Here is a 23,104-nt window from a genome sequence, read left to right as displayed (position 1 = left end):
ACCTCACGGGTTCGGTCTACCGCTCGACTCGGTTCCGCAGCCAGCCGGTCGAGGCCGACCAGCGCAGGACGTCCGTCGCCCCCTCCACCGGGACGGCGAGCCACACCCAGGTGATCTGCTCGCTCACCACGGGGGCTTCCGTCGGCAGACCCTCGCTCGCCGCGCGGACCACGTCGAATCGGCTGTTCAGGTCCACCGCGAGGTACAGATGGCGCACCGCGGCTCCGGAGCGGGCCAGCTTGTTCGCGTCGCCCTGATGGCGCTTCAGCTGCAGAGCCTTCGTCAGGGCCTGTGCCACGTGCTCCGCCCCGTTCATGGGCCGCCCGGGGAGCGTCATGGCCGCATACGACAGTGTCACCAGGCCGGCCGGGAGGAAGGGCAGCGCCTCCGCGGTCATCACCCCCGCTCGGGCGAGCTCGAAGATCACCGGGTGCTCGTAGACCCGACGGTCCCACCGGCCCCCGGAAGTGATCCCTTCGGCCTCCAGGGCCAGCAGCCAGGCCGCCAGGTGCTTCTTCACCCCGGTGGCCTTGGCGGCGTCGTCCACCATGACCGACCACCCGTGGGCGAGCCCCTCCACCTGCTGCTCCGAGGCGGGGCCGCGGGTTCGCCAGTGCATCTTGTTGCTTACCGCGTCCTGGTCGGCCAGCGTGGTGACCTCCAGCGCCTCGCGTCCGGACGCCCGGTGGACCCAGAAGTCGTGCACCCCCTGGAGCGGCGGGACGTCGTGCAGCTCCAGGGTGACCGGTACACCGTCCTCGGCGCTGAGGATCTCGGTGATCAGGGCCTGCGCGGCTGTCTCGGCCGGGCGCAGCTTCGCCGGCCCCTCTTCCGTTGGCGTCATGGCTCGCAGTGTCGCAGCGCGAGGCACCGCCCGGCGAACCAATACCAGGACGGAGACGCCGCGTTCGAAGGCGGGCGGTCGGCTCGGCCGACGTGTTGCGGACCACCGCGGCGGCCGGTGTCCAGTTGCCCGCCGAGTCGGCTCGGAGCCAGTGCGTGCGGTTGTCGCTACTGCCAGAACCCGGCGCGACATGCGCGGGACGGCCGCGATGCGGCCTGGGCGGTGGTGTCCTGGCAGCATGTCGATCACTGATAGTCGACCGGAAGAGCATCCTCATGAACCGCAGTGAATTGGTGGGCGCCGTCTCGGAGCGCGCCGAGGTGGCCCGCAAGGACGCCGACGCCGTTCTGGCCGCCTTCGCCGACGTCGTCGGCGAGGTCGTCGCCAAGGGCGACGAGAAGGTCACCATCCCCGGGTTCCTGACCTTCGAGCGCACCCACCGTGCCGCCCGCACCGCCCGCAACCCGCAGACCGGCGACCCGATCCAGATCCCGGCCGGCTACAGCGCCAAGGTCAGCGCGGGCTCCAAGCTCAAGGACGCCGCCAAGGGCGTCTGACGCTCTGCCGGTGTCCGCGGCCGGCACGGCCGCGGACACCCGAGGCGCGGTACACCGCGCGGCGGGCGGTGAGACGGCGGGGATTCAGTCCCGGCGCAGCTGTACGTAGTCCTCGTCGGTGAGCAGCGCGGACAGCGCGTGAGGCTCCTCGTCGGGGAACGCCCAGGTCAATCCGGCCCCGGTAAGGAGCTCCTCGATCCGAGAGGGCAGGCTCGTCCAGATCTCGGGCGGGGTCTCGATCGGGTCGCACGCCACCAGCAGGCGCACCTCGCGGGGCTCGGTCGCCGCTGCCGGCGTGGTGGCGTCGATGTACGGCTTCAGCCCCGCCTGCACCAGCAGTTCGCGGACCTCGTCGCGCAGCGCCAGCACTTTCAGGTAGTCCAGCGTCGTGGGCCTGCTCCAGGCCGTGCGGACCATCCGGGCGAGGTCGTTGGCACTGACGCCGGCCTGCTGGTCCGCGCGCATGGCGTCCAGGAGCGCCCGCCGGGCGCCGAGGTAATTCTCAAGCGCTGTCGGGGTGTTGAGGTCAGGTCTGCTCATACCTCGAGGTACGGTCAAGATTTTGACCAGTCAAGAATTTGGCCAGAGGTGTGTCGTCAGGGTCTCCTTTCCCGACGTCGGCCCCGTACAGACCGGCCCGGCGTCGGACGGACGTGATACCTCTCCTCTCGTGACCGCTCCCGAAACCCCCGAACTCCCCGAACTCGAAGCAATCTTCCACCGGGCACACGAAGCCCTGCGCAACGGTGATGGGGCGGCGGCCGACCTGTTCGAGCACGCGGCGCGCCACGGCGGAGGGCAGACGCTCTGGCGGATCGCCGACGCGTACGCCCAGGCGTACTCCGCGCACGCTGCGCCCTGGATGGGCCGGGCCGTCACCTCGATGAGCACCGAAGGCGGCCTGGTGGTCCACCCGGGGACGCTGCGCATCATCGCCGACCACGGAATCTGCGAGCAGCAACTGTGGGAGGTCGAGGTCCGCTCGTCCGACACCGACCGCCCGGCCGTGGTCGCTGCCCTGAACGCCGCCCTGCCACGATTGATGCGGATCACCGACAGCGGCCAAGAGCTCACCGCGCAGGAGATGGACGACGGCCTCTCCACCGGGGTGACCTTCTACAGCCCGAACTATGCCGCGGTCGACGCCGACGGAGCCGCTCCGCGTGTCTGGCTGGACTGCAAGGACGCGGTCGCGCCGATGATGGCCCGCGCCGTGCTCCACGTCGTGATGGACGAGTTGAGCGCCGCCGGCATCACCCGCGCCGGACTGTGTACCCAGCCGAAGCGTCCGTAGACCAAGAGCAGCGCTCGCCCGCCCGCTGCGGCCGCCCGGCCCCGGCCCTACGGCATCAGGGTGCCGGCACCGGCCTGCCCGGCTGCCGCCCCTTCGGGCAGGCCCCACTGCAGCACCTGCTCGTTGTCGCCGATCCGGAAGTCGGCAGGGTCGGCCATGAGGACGGCGCTCGTCCCGCGCCGGGCCTGCTCGGCGGCCCGGAACACCGGGGCCAACGCGATCCCGAGGTAGAGCGCGGCGTGGCCGTCGGGCAGAGACGGGTCCGCGACCTCGCCGTCTCGAAGGCACCAGGCGTGTTCGAACACCGGCCACTCGGTCAGCCCTGGGACCAGGACGAAACCCTCCACGTAGGCGGCCTGGGTGGCGTCGGCGTAGGCCGTGGCCGCGTCGAAGCAGCGACCGGGCTGCCACTGGGGGCGGTCGCCGGGCCACGGCGAGGGTGGCCAGAGCGTCCCGATCTCCAGGACCATCTGCGCGACGGAGCGAAAGCGCCACGTGTCATCGCCCAGCCGCAGGCCCGCGAAGGTGCCCACGAACTCCCGCAGCCGTGCCACATCGCCGCGTGCCGCCATGAGACCCCTCCACTTCGGCTCGGCGCCCTGGAGCGCCGCCAGAGCGTCCATCGTGCCGTATCCGCCGCCCCAGCACCGCGGAACACCGGCCGGCCACCGCCCTCCCGGGCCGCTGCGCGCTGGAACAGCGGTCCTGTCAGTACCGGCCGATAGCGTCCATCCATGATCGCCACGAACACCGCTGCCCCCGCTCGCCCGGTGATCCAGACCGGCGGCTGGGTGCCCTGCCCCGACCGGGCACCGCACCCGGCCCTCGGCGGCCGGCGAGTCTCCCACATCGGCGGGGGCCTGTGGCTGGGACTGCGCGCGATGCTGCTCGGCCTCGACCCGGCCGCCGCCGAACACGACTCCACCGCCGGAGCCTGCGACCTCCTGCGCCTGCTCGCCCTCACCGCCCGGCCCGCGAACGGCGGCGGGTACCTCACCGACCCTGTCGCCGACCTCGGCCACCGCCCGGTACGGCTGCGCCCGGACGGCGCCGGCGCTCTGCTGGCCGACCAGCCGTAGAGGCCAGCCCCCAGAAGGCCACCGGCCGGACCCGGGCCGACGGGGGGCAGGCCCGTATGGCGCTCATGGGAGGCGGGACGGCGCTGACCGGGCCCTACCGAGGGCCTGCCGCCTCGGGGAACGGCGTGAACCGCCGCCCCAGGGCGGCGTAGGTCTCCAGCGGGTCCTCGTCCTGGACCAGCCGGACGGGAAGTGAGCCCGACGCGCCGAACTCCTGTGCGTCAAGGGGCTCGAAGCGGGTCACCGTCCATTCGGGATCTTGCAGAGCCCCCAGCTGGTGGCTGACGGCCACCGTCTGAAAGTTCCGTGACGCCGAGCTGAGCAGCTCACGGCAGTGACGGAATCCCCGCGGGTGCATCATGTCCAGGTCTTCGTCCAGGAGCAGGAGGGTGGGCTGCGCCCGCGCAGACTCCTCCGCCAGTGCGATGGCGACCTCCAGCACGACGATCGCGGGCAAGCGCTCCTGCTCCGAACCGCGGACACAGAACTCCTTGCCATCAAGGCTGCATACGGCCCGGATGCCGTCCTTGCCCTCGATGGCCACTTCCTTGACGGCCCCGCCGACGATCTCGGGCGTGCGCAGGAGCAGGCCGCGCGCGTTCCACGGGTCCAGGCCGAGGCGAGAGGCCAGTGAGGTGAGGGAGCCGGCAGGGTGTCCCAGCAAGGGCAGGGACGGCTTCAGGACGCGGTAGGGCTGGGCCACGAAGGGGACACCGGCCCCGTCCAGAACGAAGGAGATCCCTCGCTCATCTGCACTGATCTCGGCCGTGCGCGGCTGGGGGTCGTACCAGTTGATGACGGCGTTGACCGCCGAATCCGGGAGCGCGGCCCGCCGCATGATCTGGGACGGCTCGGAGAGCCCGGACAGCAAGGTCATGAAGAGCGTCTTGCCCGAGGCGTTCGGACCGATGAACATGTTGCAACGCGAGAACCGCACCGTGGTGGGCTCGGCGAGCCACACATCCTCGCGGACCTCGACGGAGTTGATCCAGCCTCCCGGACCCGCCACACCGGAGTGCTCCAGCCGCGTGCGCGTCTCGTGCAGATCGCGCCACCCCCGCAGAAGCGACACGGGGTACCGCCTGCCCTCGTTGGTGTCGACCAGGCCCCCGCAGCTCGCGCAGAGCCAGATCCCGTTGCTCGCGTGCCGGCGCTGCTCGGGCGAGAGGCCGCCTGTCCCGCGTGGACCGCCTTCCGCGGCGGCGTAGATGTGGGAGGCCGTGCCGGTCGACGACGTGTCCTCGGCCCCGCTGCCCGGACCGATCGTCAGCTTCCCGCACCCCGGATTGGAACACCGATACGCTGCCCGCTGCGCCAGGACCAGTTTGGTCTTCTCGTGGAAGTTCGCCTCTGCCCGGCTGCCGGCCGACCGCTCGTCCAAGATGCTCCCCTTGCCCTCTGGGCACGCGTCTCACGCCCCCGCGATCGGGGGATCGTAGCCCCAGCGGGTGACACCGCGCCCGACCCCCAAGGCAGCGGGCCAGGCTCGTCCGCCCCTGACGCGGCAGGATCCGGTCCGAGGCAGCAGTGGCGCCCGGTTGCGACGCCGGCGCTTCACCCTCGCCGCGGCCGCCCGTCGGCGGCCGACGGCTGGAGGCTGCCAAGGCGCCCGTCGAGGGCGGCGCCGATGAGTCGACCGGCGATCACGCGGACATCGGGCGCCGCACGTCGCAGGTTCCGCTCGACCGTCAAAGCGGGCATGTCCAGGATGCGGTCGAGGTCGCCCTGCACGGACGCGAACGGGCCGGCGGCAGCTGCGACGCGCGCAAGATCCCCGCCCAGTCCCCGGCGGACCATGGACACCGCCATCCCCGCCAGCAGGACGCGGATGAACGGGTCCTGGTCGAGAGCAACGAGGCCCTCGAAGCCAGCCCGGTTGGGCGTGCCTGTCGCCGCGGCGAGCAGCCGAGCGGCGACCGGAAGCCCCTCGGTGAGCGCGGCCGCGAGAACGCGGGCCTGCTCCAACTCGCCATCGTCGGCTTCCGCCACTGCCTGGGCCATGCTCGGCACCGAGGTCACGGTAGCGCCGAACTCGAACATGTCGGCAGCCGGGCCGGTGAGCCACAGTCGCGCCTCCCGAGACCGGCAGGCCCATCGGCCCCAGCGGCTGCAGGTATAGCGAGGCCATCTCGGGGACCTTCAGCACGCCCTGGCTCTGACCGTCTTGAACAGGCACACCATGGGCAGCATCGGTCATGGCCCGGGTCCTAGGCCCTCCGGGAGTGCCTTCGGAGGATCCCGCCCCCTCGACTGCCGGGTTCGGTGGAGCGCAGTCGTGGGAGTGCGCCATGATGGCCCCAGGCCCAAGGCAGTGCGCTGAACCCTTCGAACAGACCGGGCCGCGAGTAGAAGGAATGATCATGTCGCCCACAACCGGACAGGGCAGACTCCCCAGTGAGCTGCCCGAGCTGCACCACGACCTGCTGGCACTGTGCGCCCTCAAGGTCGGGGAAACCTCCGTCGACTGGAGCCTGCTCGCCAGGACCTGCCAGACGGCAGCCGGCATCGAGACCGTCCTAGGAGGCGATCTTCCCGAGCAGTCCGCAGCATCGCGCAAGAGCCTTCCAGTGCTGCGTTCGGCCCTGTCCCACCTCGACGCGGCACGTGAGCGCGTCGCCGCCGAGCTCGAAGCGGCCGAACACGTCGGAGCCCGCATCGTCACAGTCCTCGACGAGGCGTACCCGGCGAACCTGCGGCTGATCCCGAACCTGCCACCGTTCCTCTTTCACCTCGGCGAGCTCTCCATCCGGGACGGACGCTCGGTCGCCGTCGTCGGGACGCGCAACTGCACCGAGAACGGTCGCCTCAGAGCCGCCCGGATGACCCGAGGCCTGGTCGAAGCGGACGTCGTCATCTACTCGGGCCTGGCCAAGGGCATCGACACCGCAGCGCACCAGACAGCACTGCAGCACGGCGGACGAACCGTCGCCGTGATGGGAACCGGGATCGCGTCCAAGATCTACCCGGCCGAGAACACCAGCCTGGCCCGCTCCATCGTGGACGCCGGCGGCGCGCTGTTCTCGCAGTTCTGGCCCACCTCGTCCCCGGCCCGGTGGACCTTCCCCCGACGCAACGTCGTCACGAGCGGCTCGACCCTGGGAAGCGTCGTCATCGAGGCCTCCAGCACCTCAGGCGCCAAGCTTCAGGCCCGGATCGCGGCCGAGCACGGCAAGCAGGTCTTCCTCCTGCACTCGCTCGCCACCTCCGAAGCGTGGGCCGCGAAGATGCTCGCCGACCACCGCGCCACCGAAGTCTTCGAGCTCGAGGACGTCCTGACCAGACTTGGCAGCGCCACCCAGGCGCACCAGGCCGGGAAGCAGCGTCTGCAGCTCGCCCTGGCCGGCCTGTGACCGGGCCCGGTCCACTTCCCGAGCCTGCCGGCTTTCCAGACTGCAAGAGCTGCGCATACAAGCTGACCGGAGCGCCGGCAATCTGCGCGGCCTGCGCCGGCGACACCCTGCCGCCGGTCGCCCCTGCGCACTGCCTGGTCTGCAGCCAGACCCTCCCCGAGGTCGGTGTGCCGTGCGGGAATCGCATCTGCGGCTGGCCCCTGGAGGAGAGGCACTTCACCAGGGTCGACGCGGTCGCGATGTACGACGGGGCGATGAAGCGGACCCTTCCGCGGCTCAAGTACGACGGGAGGATGGGCTGGGCGCTGATCTACGGCCGACTGATCGTCGGGTGGCTGGACACCCATGCTGCCGAGGTCGCGGACATCGACCTCATCGTCGGGAACCCGACCGCGCCGGACCGTCGCCCGCAGCACGTCGAGGCGATCATGCGGGCCGCCAGCGACGCGAACCGAACCGGACGGTGGCCGATCGCGGATCCCGACAAGCCGGTGCTGATCAAGACCAGCGCGACCACAGCATCCGCAGCCACCGGAGCGTTCTGGCAGACCAAGTGGGCCGCCGCCGAAGCACATGCACAGGCGCTTGAGGTCGGCCCCGGTGTCAGCGGTGCCACGGTCCTCCTGGTCGACGACGTCTTCACGACAGGCGCCCAGATGGCGGCGGTCTCCCGGCTGCTGCGGCAGCACGGTGCGCGTGAGGTGCGGGGACTGGTTCTGGCCAGAGCACCTTGGAGGTAGAGGCCGCAAAGCCCATGGCCGCGAGGCGCGCGTTCCTCCGTTGTCCGGGGCTGCTGCCGGGCTGGCCCTGGGCAGCGAGGAACGCCGTCATGATCGGCAGCCCTCCGATGATTCACCCGAACAGGGGACTTGGCGCTTTCACCCACACCCTCGACTGACGTATTGTCAACGCCCCTTCGGGGAAAGCGATCTGGCTTTTGGGGGAGAGGTAGGACGTGATGGAGAAGGATCCGGGCTGGGCCGCACGTGGTTCCTGCCGGACCAGTGATCCGGACGAGTTGTTCGTCGACGGCGCGGGGCAGAACAGGGCAAAGGCGGTATGCGCGGGCTGCCCGGTGCGTACCGAGTGCCTGGCTTACGCCCTGGATGAACGAATCGATCATGGAGTGTGGGGCGGGATGACGGACAGGGAACGCCGAGCGCTGCTCCGGCGCCGGCCGACCGTTTCCTCCTGGAGGAGCCTGCTGGAGCAGGCGCGGCATGAGTACGAGCAGCGGGTCGGTGCTGGCAGCGAGTTATCCCGGGCGAGTTGACCCTTCCGCTGTCACTGGCGTCCCTTCAGCGAAGGGGCGCCCGTACGTCGTGAGCGATCGGCTCTCCTGCGCGCCAGTCATCCGCGTGCGGCTGCCCGCCGGCCGCTACCTCCGGTCCCGCCACTCCGCTGGGGGGAGGTGGGTCTCCGTGGAGTCGCCGAGCCGGTCCGCCCAGGAGATGCCGACGAGCACCGGCCTGGTGAGGAGGAGGTCGTCGGCCCGCTGGGTGGCGCCGAAGAATCCCAGCTCCTCCGAGGCGAGGTCCCCCAGGGAGGTGTACCGCAGGAAGATGTCGTGGGTGTCCGTGTACTCGGTGAGATCGGCCGCGAGCCGGGACGGCGCGCGGCCCACCAACGGGATCCCGGCCAGACAGACCTGGGGGCCGCGCAGCGCGTCGATGGCGACCCCCGCCAGGCGCCCGTCATTGAAGTAGGCGGTGACCGCCGGCCAGGCCGGTGTGTGCGGGGGGTTGTACTCGCGGCTGAGCACCGTCCCGTAGTGCGGTACGTCGCTCCTCCACGGGCCGAGCTCCAGCACGCCGTGGAGGGCTTCCTCCGCCTCCCCGGGTGTCATCCCGAACTGCAGCGGGCCCACTCCACGGAGCGGCTCCGACGTCCATCGGATCCGCTTCTCCTCCGCGACAACATCCCAGCTCACGTCCCGCTCCCCTTCTCGCCGCCGGTCCTGGAAGCCCGCGGACCCGCCAGCTGGTCCGTCCAGCCCGGGGGAGCCTATGGCAGGGCAACGACACCGCGGCCGCGCCGCAGGTGCGCTCGGCCGTCCGGTCTGCCCGGGCCGCTGCGCCGTCGTCCCGCCGCGCCCACGCCGCCGGTGTCGACCCCGCTGCCCCCGCCGGGCCACCCGCCCGTCGCCCGGCCCGGGCCTGCTTGTCCAGCCAGCCCTGGTCCCGGCCCGGCCTCAACCATCCCTGCCCGGTGTTGCCCGGTACCGCGGCCGGGACAACACCCTGTTCCCGCTGCCGCCGCTCCGCCGTCGTCTGCCTGGCCGCCGCGCTGCCGGACCCGGAGCTCTGCCCGCCTGCCAGCCTGCCCGCCGTCCGGCCAGCTGCTCCGCCGGGCCGGCCTCCCGTTGTACCGCTGTCGGTTCCGGCCTGCTCGCCGTGGGTCGGCCCCGGGACAACGCTCAGGCCTGGTGCTGTCCCGGCCCGGTCGTCGTCCTCACAGGCCGTTCCAGCGCCCGCCGCAGCGCCGTCGCCGACCAGCCGTCCGTCCCGCCGCCGTCACGGCGTAACCCTGCGTGCCGGACCCGGCCGTCACCGGCATGGCGGAGAACAGCGGCCCCGGCCCGAACCCCCGAGCGGGCCCGGGAGTCGCCCCGGGGGCGCCTGGGATCTCCGGATGAGCCCTGCAATTTTGCAGGCCAGGCAGCACTTTCGGGGCGTGGAGCGCGTCTCAATGACGGGCGTACGGTGGAACCATGGCTGGCCGGGTGCGCCGGTGCGCGTACTGCTGGGAACCGCTGCGGGCTACTGCGCGGAGCGACGCTCAGTACTGCTCGCCGAAGTGCAAGGCCGCTGCCCGCCGCCAGCGGCACCACTACCGTGAGGCTGTTGCCATCGGCCTGTGGTTCACCATGGGCATCGCGACCGACCTTGTGGTCCGCTGCCCGGCCTGCGGCCGCCGCTTCGCCCACAAGCACGGCCACCGCCGAGACGCCGTCTACTGCAGCTCCGCGTGCCGACAGGCGGCCTACCGGGCCCGGAAGGCCGAACGGGTACGCGAAGCCGTCACGGCGTCGGCGGATGTTACGGATGCCGAAACCGGCTACATGCTGCTGACCCGCGAAAACGGCAGCACCGAGACCACCCCGGGTACGTTGTAGTCGATCACTTCGCAGGCGGCTGGTCAGCTTGCCGGACCGGCCCACAGGAAGACCCCGGACACCGCGCTGTCAGCGCTGGCACCCGGGCCCCAGCCACCAGAGATCCGCACACCGGGCGTGGACGTCGGAGCGCCGGGGACAGGCAGCGGCCGGAAGCCGATCACCAGCGGAGACGGCATGCCGACGCGCTCCAACCGCAGCAGCGGGGCGGTGGCGAAGTAGGGGATGCGGTCGATGAGGTCCTGCTCGCTGGTCCCGCTGAAGAGGGCGAGGCGCAGCATGGCGGTGTCCGCCCCAGGGCCGGGGACCGCGAGGTCGAAGCGGCTCCGGTCCTTCGGTGGGGCCGACCAGGTGCCGTGGGCGGCCGCCACGGTGCACCGCCAGATCCTTGGTGTTCCATCACGTGCACCGACCTTGGAGGCGTCGGCTGCGTCAGCCCACTGCGCGTTCAACGCCTCGATGTCCGCCACTGACAGGGGCCGGGGGTCCTCCGCCGCCTGGACGACGGTGAGGATTCCCTCCCGTATACGCTCGCTGGACTCACGCTGAATCTCGATTGTCACTCGCAACTGCCTCAGGGCCTCGGCCACCTCAGCGCGCCACTGCTGGGTTAGTCGCCGCCAGGACTTCTTCTGCTCGTCATACTGGTCGGCTCGGCACAGGTCAGTAAGCGGCTCGGGAAGTGAGTCCGGCCCCATCCGCGGCGGCAGGGCTGCTGCAGGACTCGCTGAAGCAGAGGCGAAGGCATCTATCGACACGGATGCAGATGCTGCCAGATGGAACTGACAGCCAGTCATCTAGAGTCCCGTCACGGATCGGAAACCGCACCAACAAGCGTATGTCGCTGGCGGCCGCCTCCTTCGGCGTCGGCGTCCAGATCCGGCGCGACCCCACGTGAGGGCGACCGCCGGCTGCACCCTGCGGCGCACCGTTTGGCCCGTCGCATGCCCTGGCATCTGGGCCGCCCGCGGGCCCCGCCCGGCCGAACCCGGGGCGGCCGGTCTCCGCAGCCGGCTGCCCCGCCCCTCGCCGGAGCGTTCGCCCACCCGCCGACGCCGCTGGGAGGTGGCCGGTTTCCGACCCCTCACCCCAGGTGCTGGTGCATGATCCCGGCGTGAGCACGTGGTGGACGAGACGCAGGGATGACCTCCTGGCCCAACTGGCGGCCCTGCTGGTGTACTTCGGCGCTGACGTGCTGGAGGATCCCGGCATCGGCGAGCTCGCCGGCACCGCGTCCGCCTTGGCGGGGGAGTACCGAGCGAGCGAGCACGGCGAACCGATCCGTACCACCGCCGTCCTCCTGCAGGAGGCCGCCGCCGAACTGCGGGCCGCCGACCGCTTCCGCTCCACCCTGCTGCCCGTCGTCTGCCACCACCTGCGCCGCGCCGTCGCCCTGCTGATGAGGGCCCGCACCGACCTCGAGGCATCGCGCCCGGCCGACGGGCCGCGTGCCCGCGCCAGGGCGCCCTGGTAGCCGTCTCGTCCCGCGGCGAGACCGCCCGGCCAGTCCGGGTCCGCGCTGGGCCTCTGCCCGGACGTGGAGTCGGCAGGGTGCCGTCCGGAGATGCGGGTGGCTCCCGGGCAGGCAATGAGGAAGCCCGGGAGCCGGGCCGATCCTCTCACCCCCGGGTGCGCGCGGGTCCGCGCGGGTAGGGCGCCCGGCGTGCCCGGGGCGGGGTGTTCGAGAATGCCGTGCGTCCGGGACGGTGGTGGCCGGCGGAGTCTCGGCCGCCCGCGGGCATGGCCGGGGTGGCCGGCGGCGTGTCCGCGGTCGGGGTGAGCCGGGTCACGACCGACCCCAGGGCACGGGCGGCAGCGGACGGGCGGCTGCGGCGGCCCGTGGTTCCGCTTCGGGCCAAGCCCTGAGGGCGGGTGGGTGGCTGTCGGGCCGCCCGCCGTGAGGACCGTCAGGGTTCGTTGCTCGCGAATCGCTGCGCCTGTTCGATCACCAGGGCGAGGTCCTGCGGTGTGGGGCGCGGGCCCAGGACGAGCGGCAGGTACGAGGCCAGTACGTCCAGCGCGTCGTGCAGTTCCCGCAGCGCCGCCTCGTAGGCCATTCGCCGCTTCATCGCGTCGATCCGCTCGACCGGGTCCGGAACGTGCCGCTCGTCGCGGGGCGCTTCGAGGTAATCGAGGGGAGCCCACCGGTCCGCCGCCAGCCGGGCCGCCCGGACGACCGCGTCGGCCACAGCCACCGCCCCGCCGGGCGTCGCCGCGCCGGTCGGCTGGCCGGGCTCCCACAGCAGCCCTTGCCGGCTCAGCGCGTTGACCAGCACGCGGTAGCGGGCATCGAGGCGGCTGCGGATGTCCGAGAGGACCGGAAGATTGGCCTGCCGGTCGGGGCCGTACCTGGCCAGGTCGATCCAGGGGTGCCCGCGGTCGGGACCGTACATCCGCTCGCCGATGAACTCCTCCAACTGCGCCATCACCTCGGCCAGCGCGGTGTACGCCTCGTGCAGGGCGGGGTCGACGAAGTCGACGACGTCGCGCTCCACCCGCCGGCAGGCCCACCGGTACGCCTCGATGACGGTGACGTGGATCGGGAAGGACTCCCGGTCGCGCAACACGCCCAGCCACTGCGCCCGGTGGGGGAGCGCGGCCACGATCCGGCCAGCCTTGGCGGCATCGCCCGGCACCGGACCCGCAGCGGCGTCACCAGAGCCCACCGACCTGCCCGCGCCGGGAGCGCCGCTCCCGTCCGGGACGACCGCCCTCGCCCCCTGGCCGCCGCCGTCGCGCCGCCCCACCCCCATGCTCAGGCGCCGCTCACGTGCTGCGGCGCGCCGCAGCTCCTCCCACTCCTGCGCACTCCTGCCCTGCCGGTCCGGGGAGCGCCGTGCCGCCACGGGCTCCAGAACACGGACAAGGTCGGCGAATACAGCCGGGTCGGATGGGACGGAGGTGCCGTTGAACTACTCGCTCAGGGAGCCCTTCGTGAACGTCACCGGCCGAGGGAGCCGCTTGCCGATCCCGATGATGTCGTTCAGCGAGAGCCCCGAGGCGTCCTTCAGCGCCTTCAGCTCCCTCGCGAAGCGCTCCGCCGCGCTCTCCACCACCGCACCGCCCCCTCGTCCGGACCGAACACCCGCCGAACCCTAGCCGAACCCCCCTTGACCAGGACGGCCGTCCCCCCGGCCACCCCACCGGCTCGTCGGACCCCTCCCCGAACCACTTGCCTTCCCCTCGACCGCCCGGCACCCCGCCGGACCGACCTGAGGAGACCCTGGATGAACAACCGGCCCACCACCCGCCCCGCCCTGCGCGACATCGCCCGCCACCCGGCGACGAAGGCCGCCCTGCGCCTGCTGCTCACCGCCGCCCTGCGCGCCCTCCTGAGCCTTCTGCTGGGCCCCTGAGCGGCCCCGCGTCGGCCCGGCACCCGGCGACCGTACGACCCCCCCCGCGTCCCGCTGCGCACCGGGGGCGGTGCCGCGGCGGGGCGCCGGCCCCGGCCCGGGCCGCTCGTCGGTCAGGGCCGCTCGTCGCGCCGGAGCACCAGCGCGGCGTTGGAGCCCATCAGCCCCCGGCTGAGCACCAGCGCGGTGCGCAGCTCGGCCGGGCGGGCCCGGCCGGTCACCAGGGCGAGGTCGTGGCCGACCTCGGTGACGTTCGGGGTGGGCGGCACGATGCCGTCCTCCATCGCGAGGACCGCCGCGGCCACGTCGAGCATCGGCGCACCGCAGTACGCCCGCCCGGTCCCGGCCTTGGGCGCCGTCACCGGGACCCGCTCGGCGTACGGGCCGAGCGCGTCGGCGAGCGCCAGCGCCTCCGCCCGGTCGGCGGCGGGGACCGCCAGGGCGTCCGCGAAGACCACGTCGATCTCCTCGGGCGCGCAGCGGGCCTCCTCCAGCGCGATCCGGATCGCGTGCGCCAGGCCCTCCCGGGACTCCTCCCAGCGGGAGGCGCCGGTGAAGGTGGCGCCGTGCCCGGCCACCAACGCCCGGACCCGGGCACCGCGCCGGCGGGCCGCGGACTCGTCCTCCAGCAGCAGCATCGCCCCGCCCTCGGCGGGGGAGAAGCCGCAGGCGTCGGCCGAGAACGGCAGGTACGCCCGGTCGGCCCGCTCGGCGAGGCTCAGCTCGGGGTAACCGAGCTGGCACACCATCGAGTACGGCGCCAGCGGCGCCTCGGCCGCGCCGACCACCACCGCGTCGGTGCCGCGCCCGATCGAGCGGGCCGCGTGCGCGAGGGCGTCCAGACCGCCGGCCTCGTCGCTGGCGACCACCCCGCACGGGCCCTTGTAGCCGCCCCGGATGGAGATCTGGCCGGTGCTGGCCGCGTAGAACCAGGCGATGGACTGGTACGGACCGACGAACCGCGGCCCCTTGCCCCAGAGCTGCTGGAGCTCGCGCTGGCCGAACTCGCCGCCGCCGGAGCCGGCCGCGGTCACCACGCCCACCGCGAACGGCTCGCCCGGGTCGGGGACGAACCCGGCGTCCGCCACCGCCAGGTCGGCGGCGGCCATCGCGTAGTGCGTGAAGCGGTCGGTCTGCACCAGGTAGCGGCTGTCGATCGAACCCTGCGGCTCGAAGTCCCGCACCTGGCCGGCGATGCGCAGCGGCATGGCCTCGCAGCCCTCGCGCGATATCCGGTCGAGGACGCTCACGCCCTGCCTGGTGGCCTTCCAGAAGGCGTCGGCGCCGACGCCGTTCGGCGCCACCACGCCGAGGCCGGTGACCGCCGCCCGGCGGCCGTTCTGACGTGACGTCATGGTGTCACCCCGTTCTGCTGAGCACGACGGCGGACTGGAACCCGCCGAACCCGCTGCCGACCGACAGCACGTGGCGCAGGCGCAGTTCGCGTGCCGTGCGCGGCACGTAGTCGAGATCGCACTCCGGGTCCGGCGTCTCGTAGTTGGCGGTCGGCGGCACCACCCCGTGGGCCAGCGCGAGGGTGCAGGCGACCACCTCGATCGCGCCGATCGCGCCGAGCGAGTGCCCGACCATCGACTTGATCGAGCTCATCGGTGTCCCGTACGCGTGCCCGCCGAGCGACAGCTTCACCGCGGCGGTCTCGTGCCGGTCGTTCTGCTTGGTGCCCGATCCGTGCGCGTTGACGTAGTCGACGTCGTCGCCGTTGACCCGGGCGTGGTCGAGCGCGGCGTCGATCGCCCGGGACATCTCCAGCCCCTCCTGGGTGAGGCCGGTCATGTGGTACGCGTTGCCGAAGGTCGCGAAGCCGCCGATCTCGCCGTAGATCCGGGCGCCCCGCCGGCGGGCGTGCTCCAGCTCCTCCAGCACCAGGACGGCGCCGCCCTCGCCGAGCACGAAGCCGTCCCGGTGCGCGTCGAAGGGGCGGGAGGCGTGCTCCGGGTCGTCGTTGCGTTCGCTGGTGGCCTTGATGGCGTCGAAGCAGGCGACCGTGATCGGTGAGATCGGCGAGTCGGAGGCGCCGGCCACACAGATGTCGGCGCGCCCCTCCTGGACCGCCTGGAAGGCGTAGCCGATCGCGTCCAGCCCGGAGGTGCAGCCCGTGGAGACGGTCTGCACCGGGCCGCGCGCCCCGGTGGCCTCGGCGACGGCGGAGGCCAGCGTGCTGGGCGCGAACGCCCGGTGCAGCTGGGGCTCGGCCCGGTGGTGGTCGACGTCCCAGCGGTCGCCGCCCGCGCTGACCAGCGCGTAGTCGTGCTCCAGCCGGGTGGTGCCGCCGACCGCCGTGCCGAGCGAGACGCCGACCCGCCACGGGTCCTCCGCCGCCAGGTCCAGGCCCGCGTCGGTGACCGCCTCGGCGGCCGCCACCAACGCGAACTGGACGTAGCGGTCGGCCCGTTGGACGTCCTCCGGGCCGAGGCCGTGCGCCGCCGGGTCGAAGTCGCACTCGGCGGCGATCCGCGAGCGGAACCCGGTCGGGTCGAACAGCGTGATCCCCCGGGTCGCCGTACGGCCGGAGGTCAGCAGCCGCCAGAACGCCGGGACGCCCACGCCGCCGGGAGCGACCACGCCGATCCCGGTGATCGCGACACGCCGGGTCACGAGCCCACCTTGGCGTGTTCCGGCGGGCCCGAGGTGACGGTCTCCTCGGTGTCGACGTGGCCGAGCTCGGGGCGCGGCGCCAGCGGGCCGAGGTGGAAGACCATCCGGGCCTCGGTGTCCCCGACGTTGCGGAAGCGGTGGCGCATGTCGATCGGGATCATCAGTCCCTCGTTCGGCTTCAGCGCCCGGGTCACCCCGTCCAGGTCCACCTCCAGGTCGCCGCTCACCACGAAGACGAACTCCTCGGAGTACGGGTGGTAGTGCTCGCCGATCGTCTCGCCCGGCCGGACGATCGCCAGGCCCATGAAACCGCTGGTGGCGCCGCAGGTGGTCGGGGTGAGCATCGCGCGCAGGTCGCCGCCGCGCCGCCGGTTCTCGGGGGCCTCGTCGACGTGCACGATGCGTGGGTACTGCGTGGTCATGGTTTCTCCTCCGAGGGATCTGGATCTGGCGGGAACGTCAGTGGCCGGGCGAGCGCCGGTCCGTGACGGGGTTCATCGAACGGTTGGCGAGGAACGCGGAGAGACCGGCGACGGTCCGCAGGTCGCCCTCCGGGCCGAGGTCGAGCAGCCGGCTCAGGACGGCGGCCTCCCGCTCGCCCGCCACGCCGAGCGCCTCGGCCGGCACGGCCTCCGCGGGCACCCGCAGGTCGGCCAGCCGGACCACGGTGTCCTCCCGGTGGAACACCGTGGAGGCGGCCACCGGACCGGTGGGGTCGGCGGAGGCCAGCTCGTCGTGCGCGGCCAGCAGGGAGGCGACCGCCTTGCCCTTGCCCGGGCGCACCGGGTAGAGCACGGCGTGCCGGTGGACCCGGTCGCCGCCCGGGGTGGCCGCGATCGCCTGGTGCTCGGCGGGCAGCGCGGCGCGGGTGAAGAAGGCGCGCGCGGCCTCCGGGTCACCCAGCTGGCGGGCCTCCTCCAGGTACGGGTTGATCGCCTCCTCGACGGCCCGCACCTCGGGCTGCATCGCCACGTGGCGCAGCGCGTCCCCGAGGTTGCCGACCACCTCGACCGCCCGGACCACCCGGTTGCCGTGCATGAACAGCGAGGTCCGCTGCAGCCGGGTGACCGAGTCCACCTCCGCCTTCGGCGAGGTGTAGCCGGCCAGGATCCTCGCGACCTCGGGCTCGCTGCCCGGCTTCACGGTGAACGTCAGCGCGTGCCGGACCACCCCGTCCGGGCCGGGCTTGACCTGCGGCGGGCCGACGTGCGAGGCGTTCGGCGCGGTACGCGGGGTGCCCGGCGGCACCTCGACCGGCTTGCGGGTCCCGGTGGCGCCGGCCGCCGAGGTCTCCCGCAGGATCGAGTAGCGCAGCGAACGGAAGGTGTCGCTCACGCAGCCGTGCATCGGCTTGACCATCTCGCGGTGCGCCGGGCTGTCCACCCACTCCAGGAAGGTCTCCTGGTCCTCCCACTCGCTGGTGATCAGCCACTGGCGCGGGTCGTTGATCGACTGGCAGAGCTGGTCGCTGACGTGGCCGGGCACCGAGGCCACCTGGTGGCGCAGCTGCTCGTACACGTCCAGGAAGCGCTGCTGCGCGCCGTCCTGGATCTCCAGCATCAGCACCACGCGCAGCCTGGTGTCGTTCTCGGAGTGCTTCCGGGCCTGCGGTTCGGACAGAGTTGTCATGATCCACTTTCTGCTTCTGGGGCGCGCCCGGCGCCCGTGGACGGACCCTCGGGGGGCCGGGTCGGGGACCCGGACCGGTGGCCCGGACCGGTGGCCCGGTCACCCGGTCGGTGACGCGGGCCGGAGCTCCGGTGATCCGGACGGGCGCGGTGGCGGGTCGGTGGCGGTCGGCCCGGGCGGTCGGCTCCAGACCTGAGGTCGATCGTGCGCGGAGCCCACCGGTGGCGCGAGATATGCGGTCCATCCGAGCGAAGGGGCGGCAGAACCGGCTCCTGACGGGGGATGGAAGAGCGGGGCCGCGGAGCGCGCGGGCCCCGCCGAGGGCGGCACCGAGCCCCGCAGCCGGGCCGCGGATTCCCCTACAGGCTGGAGCAATTGATGAATCCGAAGGTTGACGACCGGGTGCCGGTCCTGATCGTGGGCGGCTCGCTGGTCGGCTTGTCGGCCTCGCTCTTCCTGGGCCGACTGGGTGTCAGGCACCTGCTCGTCGAGAAGCACTCCGACACCTCGCATCACCCGCGTGGCCGAGGCAACAACGTCCGGACGATGGAGCTCTACCGGGTCGCCGGGATCGAGCCCGCGATCCGCGAGGCCGCCTCGGTGCTTGCGGCGAACCACGGCATCCTGCAGGCCCCCTCGCTCACCGGCGAGGAGCAGGAGTGGCTGTTCCGGGAGATCGACCCGGGCGGGCGGCTCGCCCGCTTCAGCCCCAGCTCCTGGTGCCTGTGCAGCCAGAACGACCTGGAACCCGTCCTGGTCCGCTCGGCCCGCGAACTCGGCGGCGAGCTGAGGTTCAGCACCGAACTGGTCTCCTTCGAACAGGACGCCGACGGGGTGACCGCCCAGCTGCGCAGCCGCGAGACCGGCGAGCGGCGCACCGTCCGGGCCCAGTACCTGATCGCCGCGGACGGCCCGCGCAGCCCCGCCCGCGAACACCTGGGCATCGGCCAGAGCGGCAAGGGCGAGCTGTTCCACAACGTGTCGATCACCTTCCGGGCCAAGCGGCTCGCCGAGGCGGTGGGCGACCGGCACTTCATCGCCTGCTACCTGACCAACCCGGAGGCCGACGGCGCGCTGCTGCCGGTGGACAACCACGAGGAGTGGGTCTTCCACGCCCCCTGGCACCCCGAGCACGGCGAACCGCTGGAGGCGTTCACCGACGGGCGCTGCGTGCGCCACATCCGTACCGCCGTCGGCATCCCCGACCTGGAGGTCGAGGTCACCGGGAAGGCCCCCTGGCACGCCGCCGAACGGGTCGCCGAGCGGTACTCCTCCGGACGGGTGTTCCTGGCCGGGGACTCCGCGCACGAGATGTCGCCGACCGGCGCGTTCGGCTCCAACACCGGCATCCAGGACGCCCACAACCTCGCCTGGAAGCTCGCCGCGGTGCTCTGCGGCTGGGCCGGGCCCCGCCTGCTCGACACCTACGGCGAGGAGCGCCGCCCGGTCGCCCGGGTCACCTCCGAACGGGCCTCGGCACGCTCCGCCGAGCACAGCCACCCCGGGTACGCGGTCGTCCCCGGCGTCGGCCGGCAGGCGGGCGTGCTCGCGGTGGCGCTCGGCTACCGCTACCCGGCCGGCGCGGTGGCCGGCGCCGACCCGCGGCAGCCGGTGGTGCCCGAGCAGTTCGAGTCCGCGGGCGAACCCGGCAGCCGCGCCCCGCACCAGTGGCTGCTGCGCGCCGGCGTCCGCCTCTCCTCGCTCGACCTGTACGAGCAGGCGATGGTGCTGCTCACCGGCCCCGAGGGCACCGCCTGGCAGCGGGGCGCCCGCCGGGCCGCCGACCGGCTGGCGGTGCCGCTGGACGCGTACCGGATCGGCGACGGCGCGGACGACGACCTGGCGCCCGAGCCGGGGACGGACTTCGCCACGCTGCACGGCGTACGGCCGGACGGCGCGGTGCTGGTCCGGCCGGACGGGTTCGTCGCCTGGCGCTCCGAGGGGGGCGCGGGTGGCCCGGGTGCCTCGGGTGCGGGCGGTGGTCCGGCGGCTGCGGCGGAGGCCGCGGCGGAGGAGACGCTCTCGAAGGTGCTGCGGACGGTGCTGCGCCTGGGCTGACGGTCGTCCGTCCTGCGGTGTGACGCGGGCCCGCCGGGGTGCTCCCGGTGGGCCCGCTTCCGGTGCGGGCCGGGTGCGGTGCGGGCCGGGTGGGGTGGGGTGCGGTGCGGGCCGGTGCGGTGCGGGCCGGTCGGGTGTGCTCGGGGCCGGACCGTGGAAAGCGCCGTCGTGGCGTGCCGGGGGCGGGCCCGGTCGCCGTGGGGCGTGTCTGACAATTCCCGCCGGGCTCGCGACGCTCCCCCAGCCTCCGGCTGGGAGGCGCCCCCAGAGCACGCACTCCCCCAGCCTTCGGCCGGGAGGTGCCCCCACGCCGCGTTGTCGTCAGGCGCCGATGGCCCCCAGCCTCCGGCCGGGAGGTGCCCCCACCGCATGGACTTCTTCCTCCGCCTTGCGATGCACGCACTCCGCCGCCGCGCGCTGATCCGCCGCGAATTGTCAGACACGCCCTAGCCTGGGGCGATGACCGAGCGCCGCCCCGGCCCGTACCGGCCGGTCCACTACAAGCCGCTGTCGCCGCTGCGCGAGCACCTGCGCGAGTCGTTCTGGTACGCCCCGCTGCTCGCCTGCGTGGCCGCGGTGGTGCTCTCCGCCGTCACGGCCTGGCTGGACGAGGCGGCCGTGACCGCCAGCGTCGCCGACACCGGCTCCGCCGAGGAGCTGATGCGCTTCACCGGGGCCGCCAAGAGTGTGGTGTCGACGGTCAGTTCGGCCATGCTGACGTTCATCGCGGTGGTCTTCTCGATCTCGCTGGTGGCCCTGCAGATGGCCGCGAGCCAGTTCAGCCCCCGGGTGCTGCGGCTGTACGTGCGCAGCCGGCTGACCAAGGCCACCTTCTCGGTCTGCCTGGCCACCTTCCTCTTCTCGCTGCTGGTGCAGCTGAGCTACGACGACTCGACCGATCCGGCGCAGGTGACCTCCGTCCCGGTGTTCTCCGGGCTGTTCGCGGTGCTGCTGGTGCTGCTCAGCCTCGCGCTGTTCGTGCTGTACGTGCAGGCGACGACGAGGCTGCTGCGGGTGCCGCACGTCATCGACCGGGTGGCGAACGAGTCCGCCACGGTCATCGGCCACTACCGGCGCCTGCGGCCCGACGCACAGCCGCAGGCCGTCCCCGAACAGTCGCTCACCCTGCTGCACGAGGGCCGTTCGGGGGTGCTGCGGGACGTCAACATCCGCCGGCTGATCCGGATCGCGCGCCGGCACGACGTCGTCCTCCATCTCGTCCCGCGGATCGGGGACTTCATCACGCCGGGCACCCCGATCGTCCGGATCGTCCGGATCGCCGATGGGGGGCCGGACCGGGACCGGGACGGGAACCGGAAGGGGAGCGGGAGCGGTGGGGGTCGGGGCGGGGACGGAGCGGGGCGGAAGCTCGCGCCGGGCCGGATCGCCCGGGCGCTCAACGTGGGGGTCGACCGCACGATGCACCAGGACCTGAGCTTCGGCTTCCGCCAGCTCGTCGACATCGCCATCCGGGCGCTCTCACCGGCCGTCAACGACCCGACCACCGCCGTCCAGGCCATCGACCGGATCCACCAGTTGCTCGCGATGCTGGTCCACGAGAGCTTCGGCGACCTGCGGCTGCGCGACCGGTACGGCGTCGTCCGGCTGGTCGAGCCGGTCCCGGACTGGCGCTGTGTGATCGACCTCGCCTTCACCGAGATCCGGATCTGCGGCGCCGGCCATCCGCAGGTCACCCGGCGCCTCGCCGCGGCCCTGGACGACCTGCTACGGATCACCCCCGAGCCGCGGCGCGCCGAACTGCTGCACCAGCGCGCCCTGTTGGACCGCGCCGTGGCCGCGCACGAACCCGACCCGGACATCCGCTCCTTCGCCCTGCTGCCGGACCGGCAGGGCATCGGCTGAGCGGATCCGTCCTCGGCGTCCTCAGGCGCCCGTGGGCGTTATCGGGCGTCTGCGGGCCGCCCGCCGTCACACCGTGCCGACCAGGTCGGACGGGTCGGTGTTGGCGCCGCAGAGGATGACGGCGGTGCGGGTGTCCGCGCCCTCGCGTGCGGCGGCCGCGAGAGCGGTCGCGGCGGCGTGCTCCACCACGATCCGGCGCTCCTCCCACAGTGCCTGCCGGGCGCGGACGATGGCCGGGTCCGGCACCAGCACCGAACGCACCCCGCCCCGGCCCGCGGCCGCCACCGCCAGCGCCGTGGCCCGCCGGGCACCGAGTGAGTCGGCGGCCACCGAGTCCACCGGGACGTCCACCGGACTCCCGTGTTCCAGCGCCGCGTTGAACGCCCGGCAGTTCTCCGGCTCGGCGGCCACCACCTCGATCCCGTGCTCCCGCGCGGCCGCCGCCACCCCCGCGAACAGGCCGCCACCGCCGACCGCCACCACCACCCGCTCCAGACCCGGGAGCCGGGTGCGGACCTCCTCCAGCACGGTCCCCGCCCCGGCCGCGATCAGCCGGTCGTCGTACGCGTGCGCGGCGAGCGCGCCGTCCGTCGCCGCGAACTCCGCGCAGGCCGCCAGCGCCTCCGCGTACTCCGCCCCGATCTGCCGCACCCGCGCCCCGTACGAGCGCAGCCGGGCCACCTTCACCGCCGGCGCCGTCGTCGGCACGAACACGGTCGCCGGGACCCCCAGCTCCCGCGCCGCCCAGGCGCACGCCAGGCCCGCGTTGCCGCCGGAGGCGATGGTCACCCCGGCCTCCGGGAGCGTGCCCGCCTCCGTGTGCGCCCGCAGGAAGTTCTGCGCGCCCCGCGCCTTGAAGCTTCCGGTGTGCTGAAGGAACTCCAACGCCAGCCACAGCCCGCCGTCGCCACCCCCGTCGCCCCCGGGAGCCAGGGCCACCGGCCGTACATGTCCGTCGATCCGGTCCGCCGCCGCCTCGATGTCCGCGTACGTCAGCCGGTCCACGCCGCCCTCCCGGTCGCCGCCCGCCATGTCGTCGCCGCTCGCCACGTTGCCGCTCGCCATGTCGCCGCCCTCCTCGTCGCCGATGGAATCGTGGACCCACGGTGCCACAGCCCGCCGGCGTGGCGGTCCGGCCGGGAGCGCTTCCTCGGGCTCCTTCCTCGGGCGCCGACCCGTGGCGCCCCCCGAGGCCCGGGTGGGGGCGGCGGGGCAGCGGGGGCGGCTCAGGGGAGGCGCGGTGGCGGGCTAGTGTCTTGCGCCGTAAATCATGAGGGTGAGTTTTGCTCTGATGCCGGGCCTGTCGGGTTGATTTTGGTGAGGTAGTCGGCGAGGGATTTGAG

25 protein-coding genes are annotated in these 23,104 nt (G+C 73.1%); 11 read left to right on the top strand and 14 right to left on the bottom strand.

Annotated features, from left to right (window positions below):
• Positions 1-16 precede the first annotated feature (16 nt).
• On the bottom strand, positions 17-844 hold the full coding sequence (locus tag ACWEQL_RS17855; RefSeq protein ID WP_452151211.1) for a hypothetical protein: 828 nt from the start codon (positions 842-844) through the stop codon (positions 17-19).
• 275 nt (positions 845-1,119) lie between these two features.
• Here ACWEQL_RS17855 and ACWEQL_RS17850 point away from each other — a divergent pair, with 275 nt between their 5' ends.
• Positions 1,120-1,401, top strand: a complete 282-nt coding sequence (locus ACWEQL_RS17850) for an HU family DNA-binding protein (protein ID WP_452151210.1) — start codon at positions 1,120-1,122, stop codon at positions 1,399-1,401.
• A gap of 84 nt (positions 1,402-1,485) precedes the next feature.
• Here the strand turns inward: ACWEQL_RS17850 and ACWEQL_RS17845 are convergent, their stop codons facing one another.
• Entirely contained in the window at positions 1,486-1,941 is a 456-nt protein-coding gene (locus ACWEQL_RS17845) for a hypothetical protein (RefSeq protein ID WP_452151209.1), read from the bottom strand.
• A gap of 130 nt (positions 1,942-2,071) precedes the next feature.
• Between ACWEQL_RS17845 and ACWEQL_RS17840 the strand changes: the two genes are divergently transcribed.
• On the top strand, positions 2,072-2,695 hold the full coding sequence (locus ACWEQL_RS17840) for a hypothetical protein (RefSeq protein WP_452151208.1): 624 nt from the start codon (positions 2,072-2,074) through the stop codon (positions 2,693-2,695).
• Between the two features lie 47 nt (positions 2,696-2,742).
• On the opposite strand, the gene ACWEQL_RS17835 is transcribed toward ACWEQL_RS17840, so the two are convergent.
• Positions 2,743-3,318, bottom strand: a complete 576-nt coding sequence (locus tag ACWEQL_RS17835) for a hypothetical protein (protein ID WP_452151207.1) — start codon at positions 3,316-3,318, stop codon at positions 2,743-2,745.
• 111 nt (positions 3,319-3,429) lie between these two features.
• On the opposite strand from ACWEQL_RS17835, the gene ACWEQL_RS17830 reads away from it, so the two are divergent.
• Complete coding sequence (locus ACWEQL_RS17830) at positions 3,430-3,774, top strand: hypothetical protein (RefSeq protein WP_452151206.1); 345 nt, start codon at positions 3,430-3,432, stop codon at positions 3,772-3,774.
• Positions 3,775-3,868: 94 nt separating this feature from the next.
• On the opposite strand, the gene ACWEQL_RS17825 is transcribed toward ACWEQL_RS17830, so the two are convergent.
• A complete protein-coding gene (locus ACWEQL_RS17825) occupies positions 3,869-5,155 on the bottom strand; it encodes a hypothetical protein (RefSeq protein ID WP_452151205.1) in 1,287 nt (428 codons plus the stop codon).
• A gap of 173 nt (positions 5,156-5,328) precedes the next feature.
• Complete coding sequence (locus tag ACWEQL_RS17820) at positions 5,329-5,814, bottom strand: hypothetical protein (protein ID WP_452151204.1); 486 nt, start codon at positions 5,812-5,814, stop codon at positions 5,329-5,331.
• Between the two features lie 320 nt (positions 5,815-6,134).
• Here ACWEQL_RS17820 and ACWEQL_RS17815 point away from each other — a divergent pair, with 320 nt between their 5' ends.
• The 3 genes from ACWEQL_RS17815 (at position 6,135) to ACWEQL_RS17805 (ending at position 8,397) form a co-directional block, all read left to right on the top strand.
• Entirely contained in the window at positions 6,135-7,124 is a 990-nt protein-coding gene (locus tag ACWEQL_RS17815; RefSeq protein WP_452151203.1) for a DNA-processing protein DprA, read from the top strand.
• Positions 7,125-7,378: 254 nt separating this feature from the next.
• Positions 7,379-7,864 (top strand): ComF family protein, encoded by a 486-nt coding sequence (locus ACWEQL_RS17810; protein WP_452151202.1) that lies wholly within the window; start codon positions 7,379-7,381, stop codon positions 7,862-7,864.
• 218 nt (positions 7,865-8,082) lie between these two features.
• Entirely contained in the window at positions 8,083-8,397 is a 315-nt protein-coding gene (locus ACWEQL_RS17805) for a WhiB family transcriptional regulator (RefSeq protein ID WP_452151225.1), read from the top strand.
• A gap of 105 nt (positions 8,398-8,502) precedes the next feature.
• Here the strand turns inward: ACWEQL_RS17805 and ACWEQL_RS17800 are convergent, their stop codons facing one another.
• A complete protein-coding gene (locus tag ACWEQL_RS17800) occupies positions 8,503-9,054 on the bottom strand; it encodes a hypothetical protein (protein WP_452151201.1) in 552 nt (183 codons plus the stop codon).
• Positions 9,055-9,834: 780 nt separating this feature from the next.
• Between ACWEQL_RS17800 and ACWEQL_RS17795 the strand changes: the two genes are divergently transcribed.
• Positions 9,835-10,239 carry a hypothetical protein gene (locus ACWEQL_RS17795; protein WP_452151200.1) on the top strand — a complete coding sequence of 135 codons (405 nt, stop codon included), beginning with the start codon at positions 9,835-9,837 and terminating at the stop codon, positions 10,237-10,239.
• A 23-nt stretch (positions 10,240-10,262) separates the two neighbouring features.
• Here the strand turns inward: ACWEQL_RS17795 and ACWEQL_RS17790 are convergent, their stop codons facing one another.
• Positions 10,263-10,610, bottom strand: a complete 348-nt coding sequence (locus ACWEQL_RS17790; RefSeq protein ID WP_452151199.1) for a hypothetical protein — start codon at positions 10,608-10,610, stop codon at positions 10,263-10,265.
• A 743-nt stretch (positions 10,611-11,353) separates the two neighbouring features.
• On the opposite strand from ACWEQL_RS17790, the gene ACWEQL_RS17785 reads away from it, so the two are divergent.
• Positions 11,354-11,713: a hypothetical protein gene (locus ACWEQL_RS17785; protein WP_452151198.1), complete on the top strand. Its 360-nt coding sequence runs from the start codon at positions 11,354-11,356 to the stop codon at positions 11,711-11,713.
• A 433-nt stretch (positions 11,714-12,146) separates the two neighbouring features.
• Here ACWEQL_RS17785 and ACWEQL_RS17780 read toward each other — a convergent pair whose 3' ends face one another.
• Entirely contained in the window at positions 12,147-12,842 is a 696-nt protein-coding gene (locus tag ACWEQL_RS17780; RefSeq protein ID WP_452151197.1) for a hypothetical protein, read from the bottom strand.
• Between the two features lie 309 nt (positions 12,843-13,151).
• A complete protein-coding gene (locus ACWEQL_RS17775; protein ID WP_452151196.1) occupies positions 13,152-13,295 on the bottom strand; it encodes a hypothetical protein in 144 nt (47 codons plus the stop codon).
• Positions 13,296-13,466: 171 nt separating this feature from the next.
• Between ACWEQL_RS17775 and ACWEQL_RS17770 the strand changes: the two genes are divergently transcribed.
• Positions 13,467-13,595 (top strand): hypothetical protein, encoded by a 129-nt coding sequence (locus ACWEQL_RS17770; RefSeq protein ID WP_452151195.1) that lies wholly within the window; start codon positions 13,467-13,469, stop codon positions 13,593-13,595.
• 113 nt (positions 13,596-13,708) lie between these two features.
• On the opposite strand, the gene ACWEQL_RS17765 is transcribed toward ACWEQL_RS17770, so the two are convergent.
• From ACWEQL_RS17765 to ACWEQL_RS17750, 4 genes are read right to left on the bottom strand one after another with little or no spacing between them, the layout of a single operon-like run.
• The gene (locus ACWEQL_RS17765) at positions 13,709-14,950 is read right to left on the bottom strand and encodes a beta-ketoacyl synthase N-terminal-like domain-containing protein (RefSeq protein WP_452151194.1); all 1,242 of its coding nucleotides are present in this window, start codon (positions 14,948-14,950) and stop codon (positions 13,709-13,711) included.
• A gap of 4 nt (positions 14,951-14,954) precedes the next feature.
• Entirely contained in the window at positions 14,955-16,211 is a 1,257-nt protein-coding gene (locus tag ACWEQL_RS17760; protein ID WP_452151193.1) for a beta-ketoacyl-[acyl-carrier-protein] synthase family protein, read from the bottom strand.
• Positions 16,208-16,633, bottom strand: a complete 426-nt coding sequence (locus ACWEQL_RS17755; protein ID WP_452151192.1) for a cupin domain-containing protein — start codon at positions 16,631-16,633, stop codon at positions 16,208-16,210. The genes ACWEQL_RS17760 and ACWEQL_RS17755 overlap by 4 nt, the downstream gene beginning before the upstream one ends.
• A 37-nt stretch (positions 16,634-16,670) precedes the next feature.
• Positions 16,671-17,840 carry a SchA/CurD-like domain-containing protein gene (locus tag ACWEQL_RS17750; protein ID WP_452151191.1) on the bottom strand — a complete coding sequence of 390 codons (1,170 nt, stop codon included), beginning with the start codon at positions 17,838-17,840 and terminating at the stop codon, positions 16,671-16,673.
• A 378-nt stretch (positions 17,841-18,218) separates the two neighbouring features.
• Between ACWEQL_RS17750 and ACWEQL_RS17745 the strand changes: the two genes are divergently transcribed.
• Together ACWEQL_RS17745 and ACWEQL_RS17740 are read left to right on the top strand one after the other, a co-directional pair.
• A complete protein-coding gene (locus tag ACWEQL_RS17745) occupies positions 18,219-19,898 on the top strand; it encodes an FAD-dependent oxidoreductase (RefSeq protein WP_452151190.1) in 1,680 nt (559 codons plus the stop codon).
• Between the two features lie 459 nt (positions 19,899-20,357).
• On the top strand, positions 20,358-21,761 hold the full coding sequence (locus ACWEQL_RS17740) for a DUF2254 domain-containing protein (RefSeq protein WP_452151189.1): 1,404 nt from the start codon (positions 20,358-20,360) through the stop codon (positions 21,759-21,761).
• A 66-nt stretch (positions 21,762-21,827) separates the two neighbouring features.
• On the opposite strand, the gene ACWEQL_RS17735 is transcribed toward ACWEQL_RS17740, so the two are convergent.
• Complete coding sequence (locus tag ACWEQL_RS17735) at positions 21,828-22,793, bottom strand: serine/threonine dehydratase (protein ID WP_452151224.1); 966 nt, start codon at positions 22,791-22,793, stop codon at positions 21,828-21,830.
• Between the last annotated feature and the right edge of the window lie 311 nt (positions 22,794-23,104).

The sequence above is a fragment of the Kitasatospora sp. NPDC004240 genome, from assembly GCF_053603215.1.
Note: the sequence above shows the minus strand (reverse complement) of the source record. Positions and strands in the feature narration are given on the sequence as shown.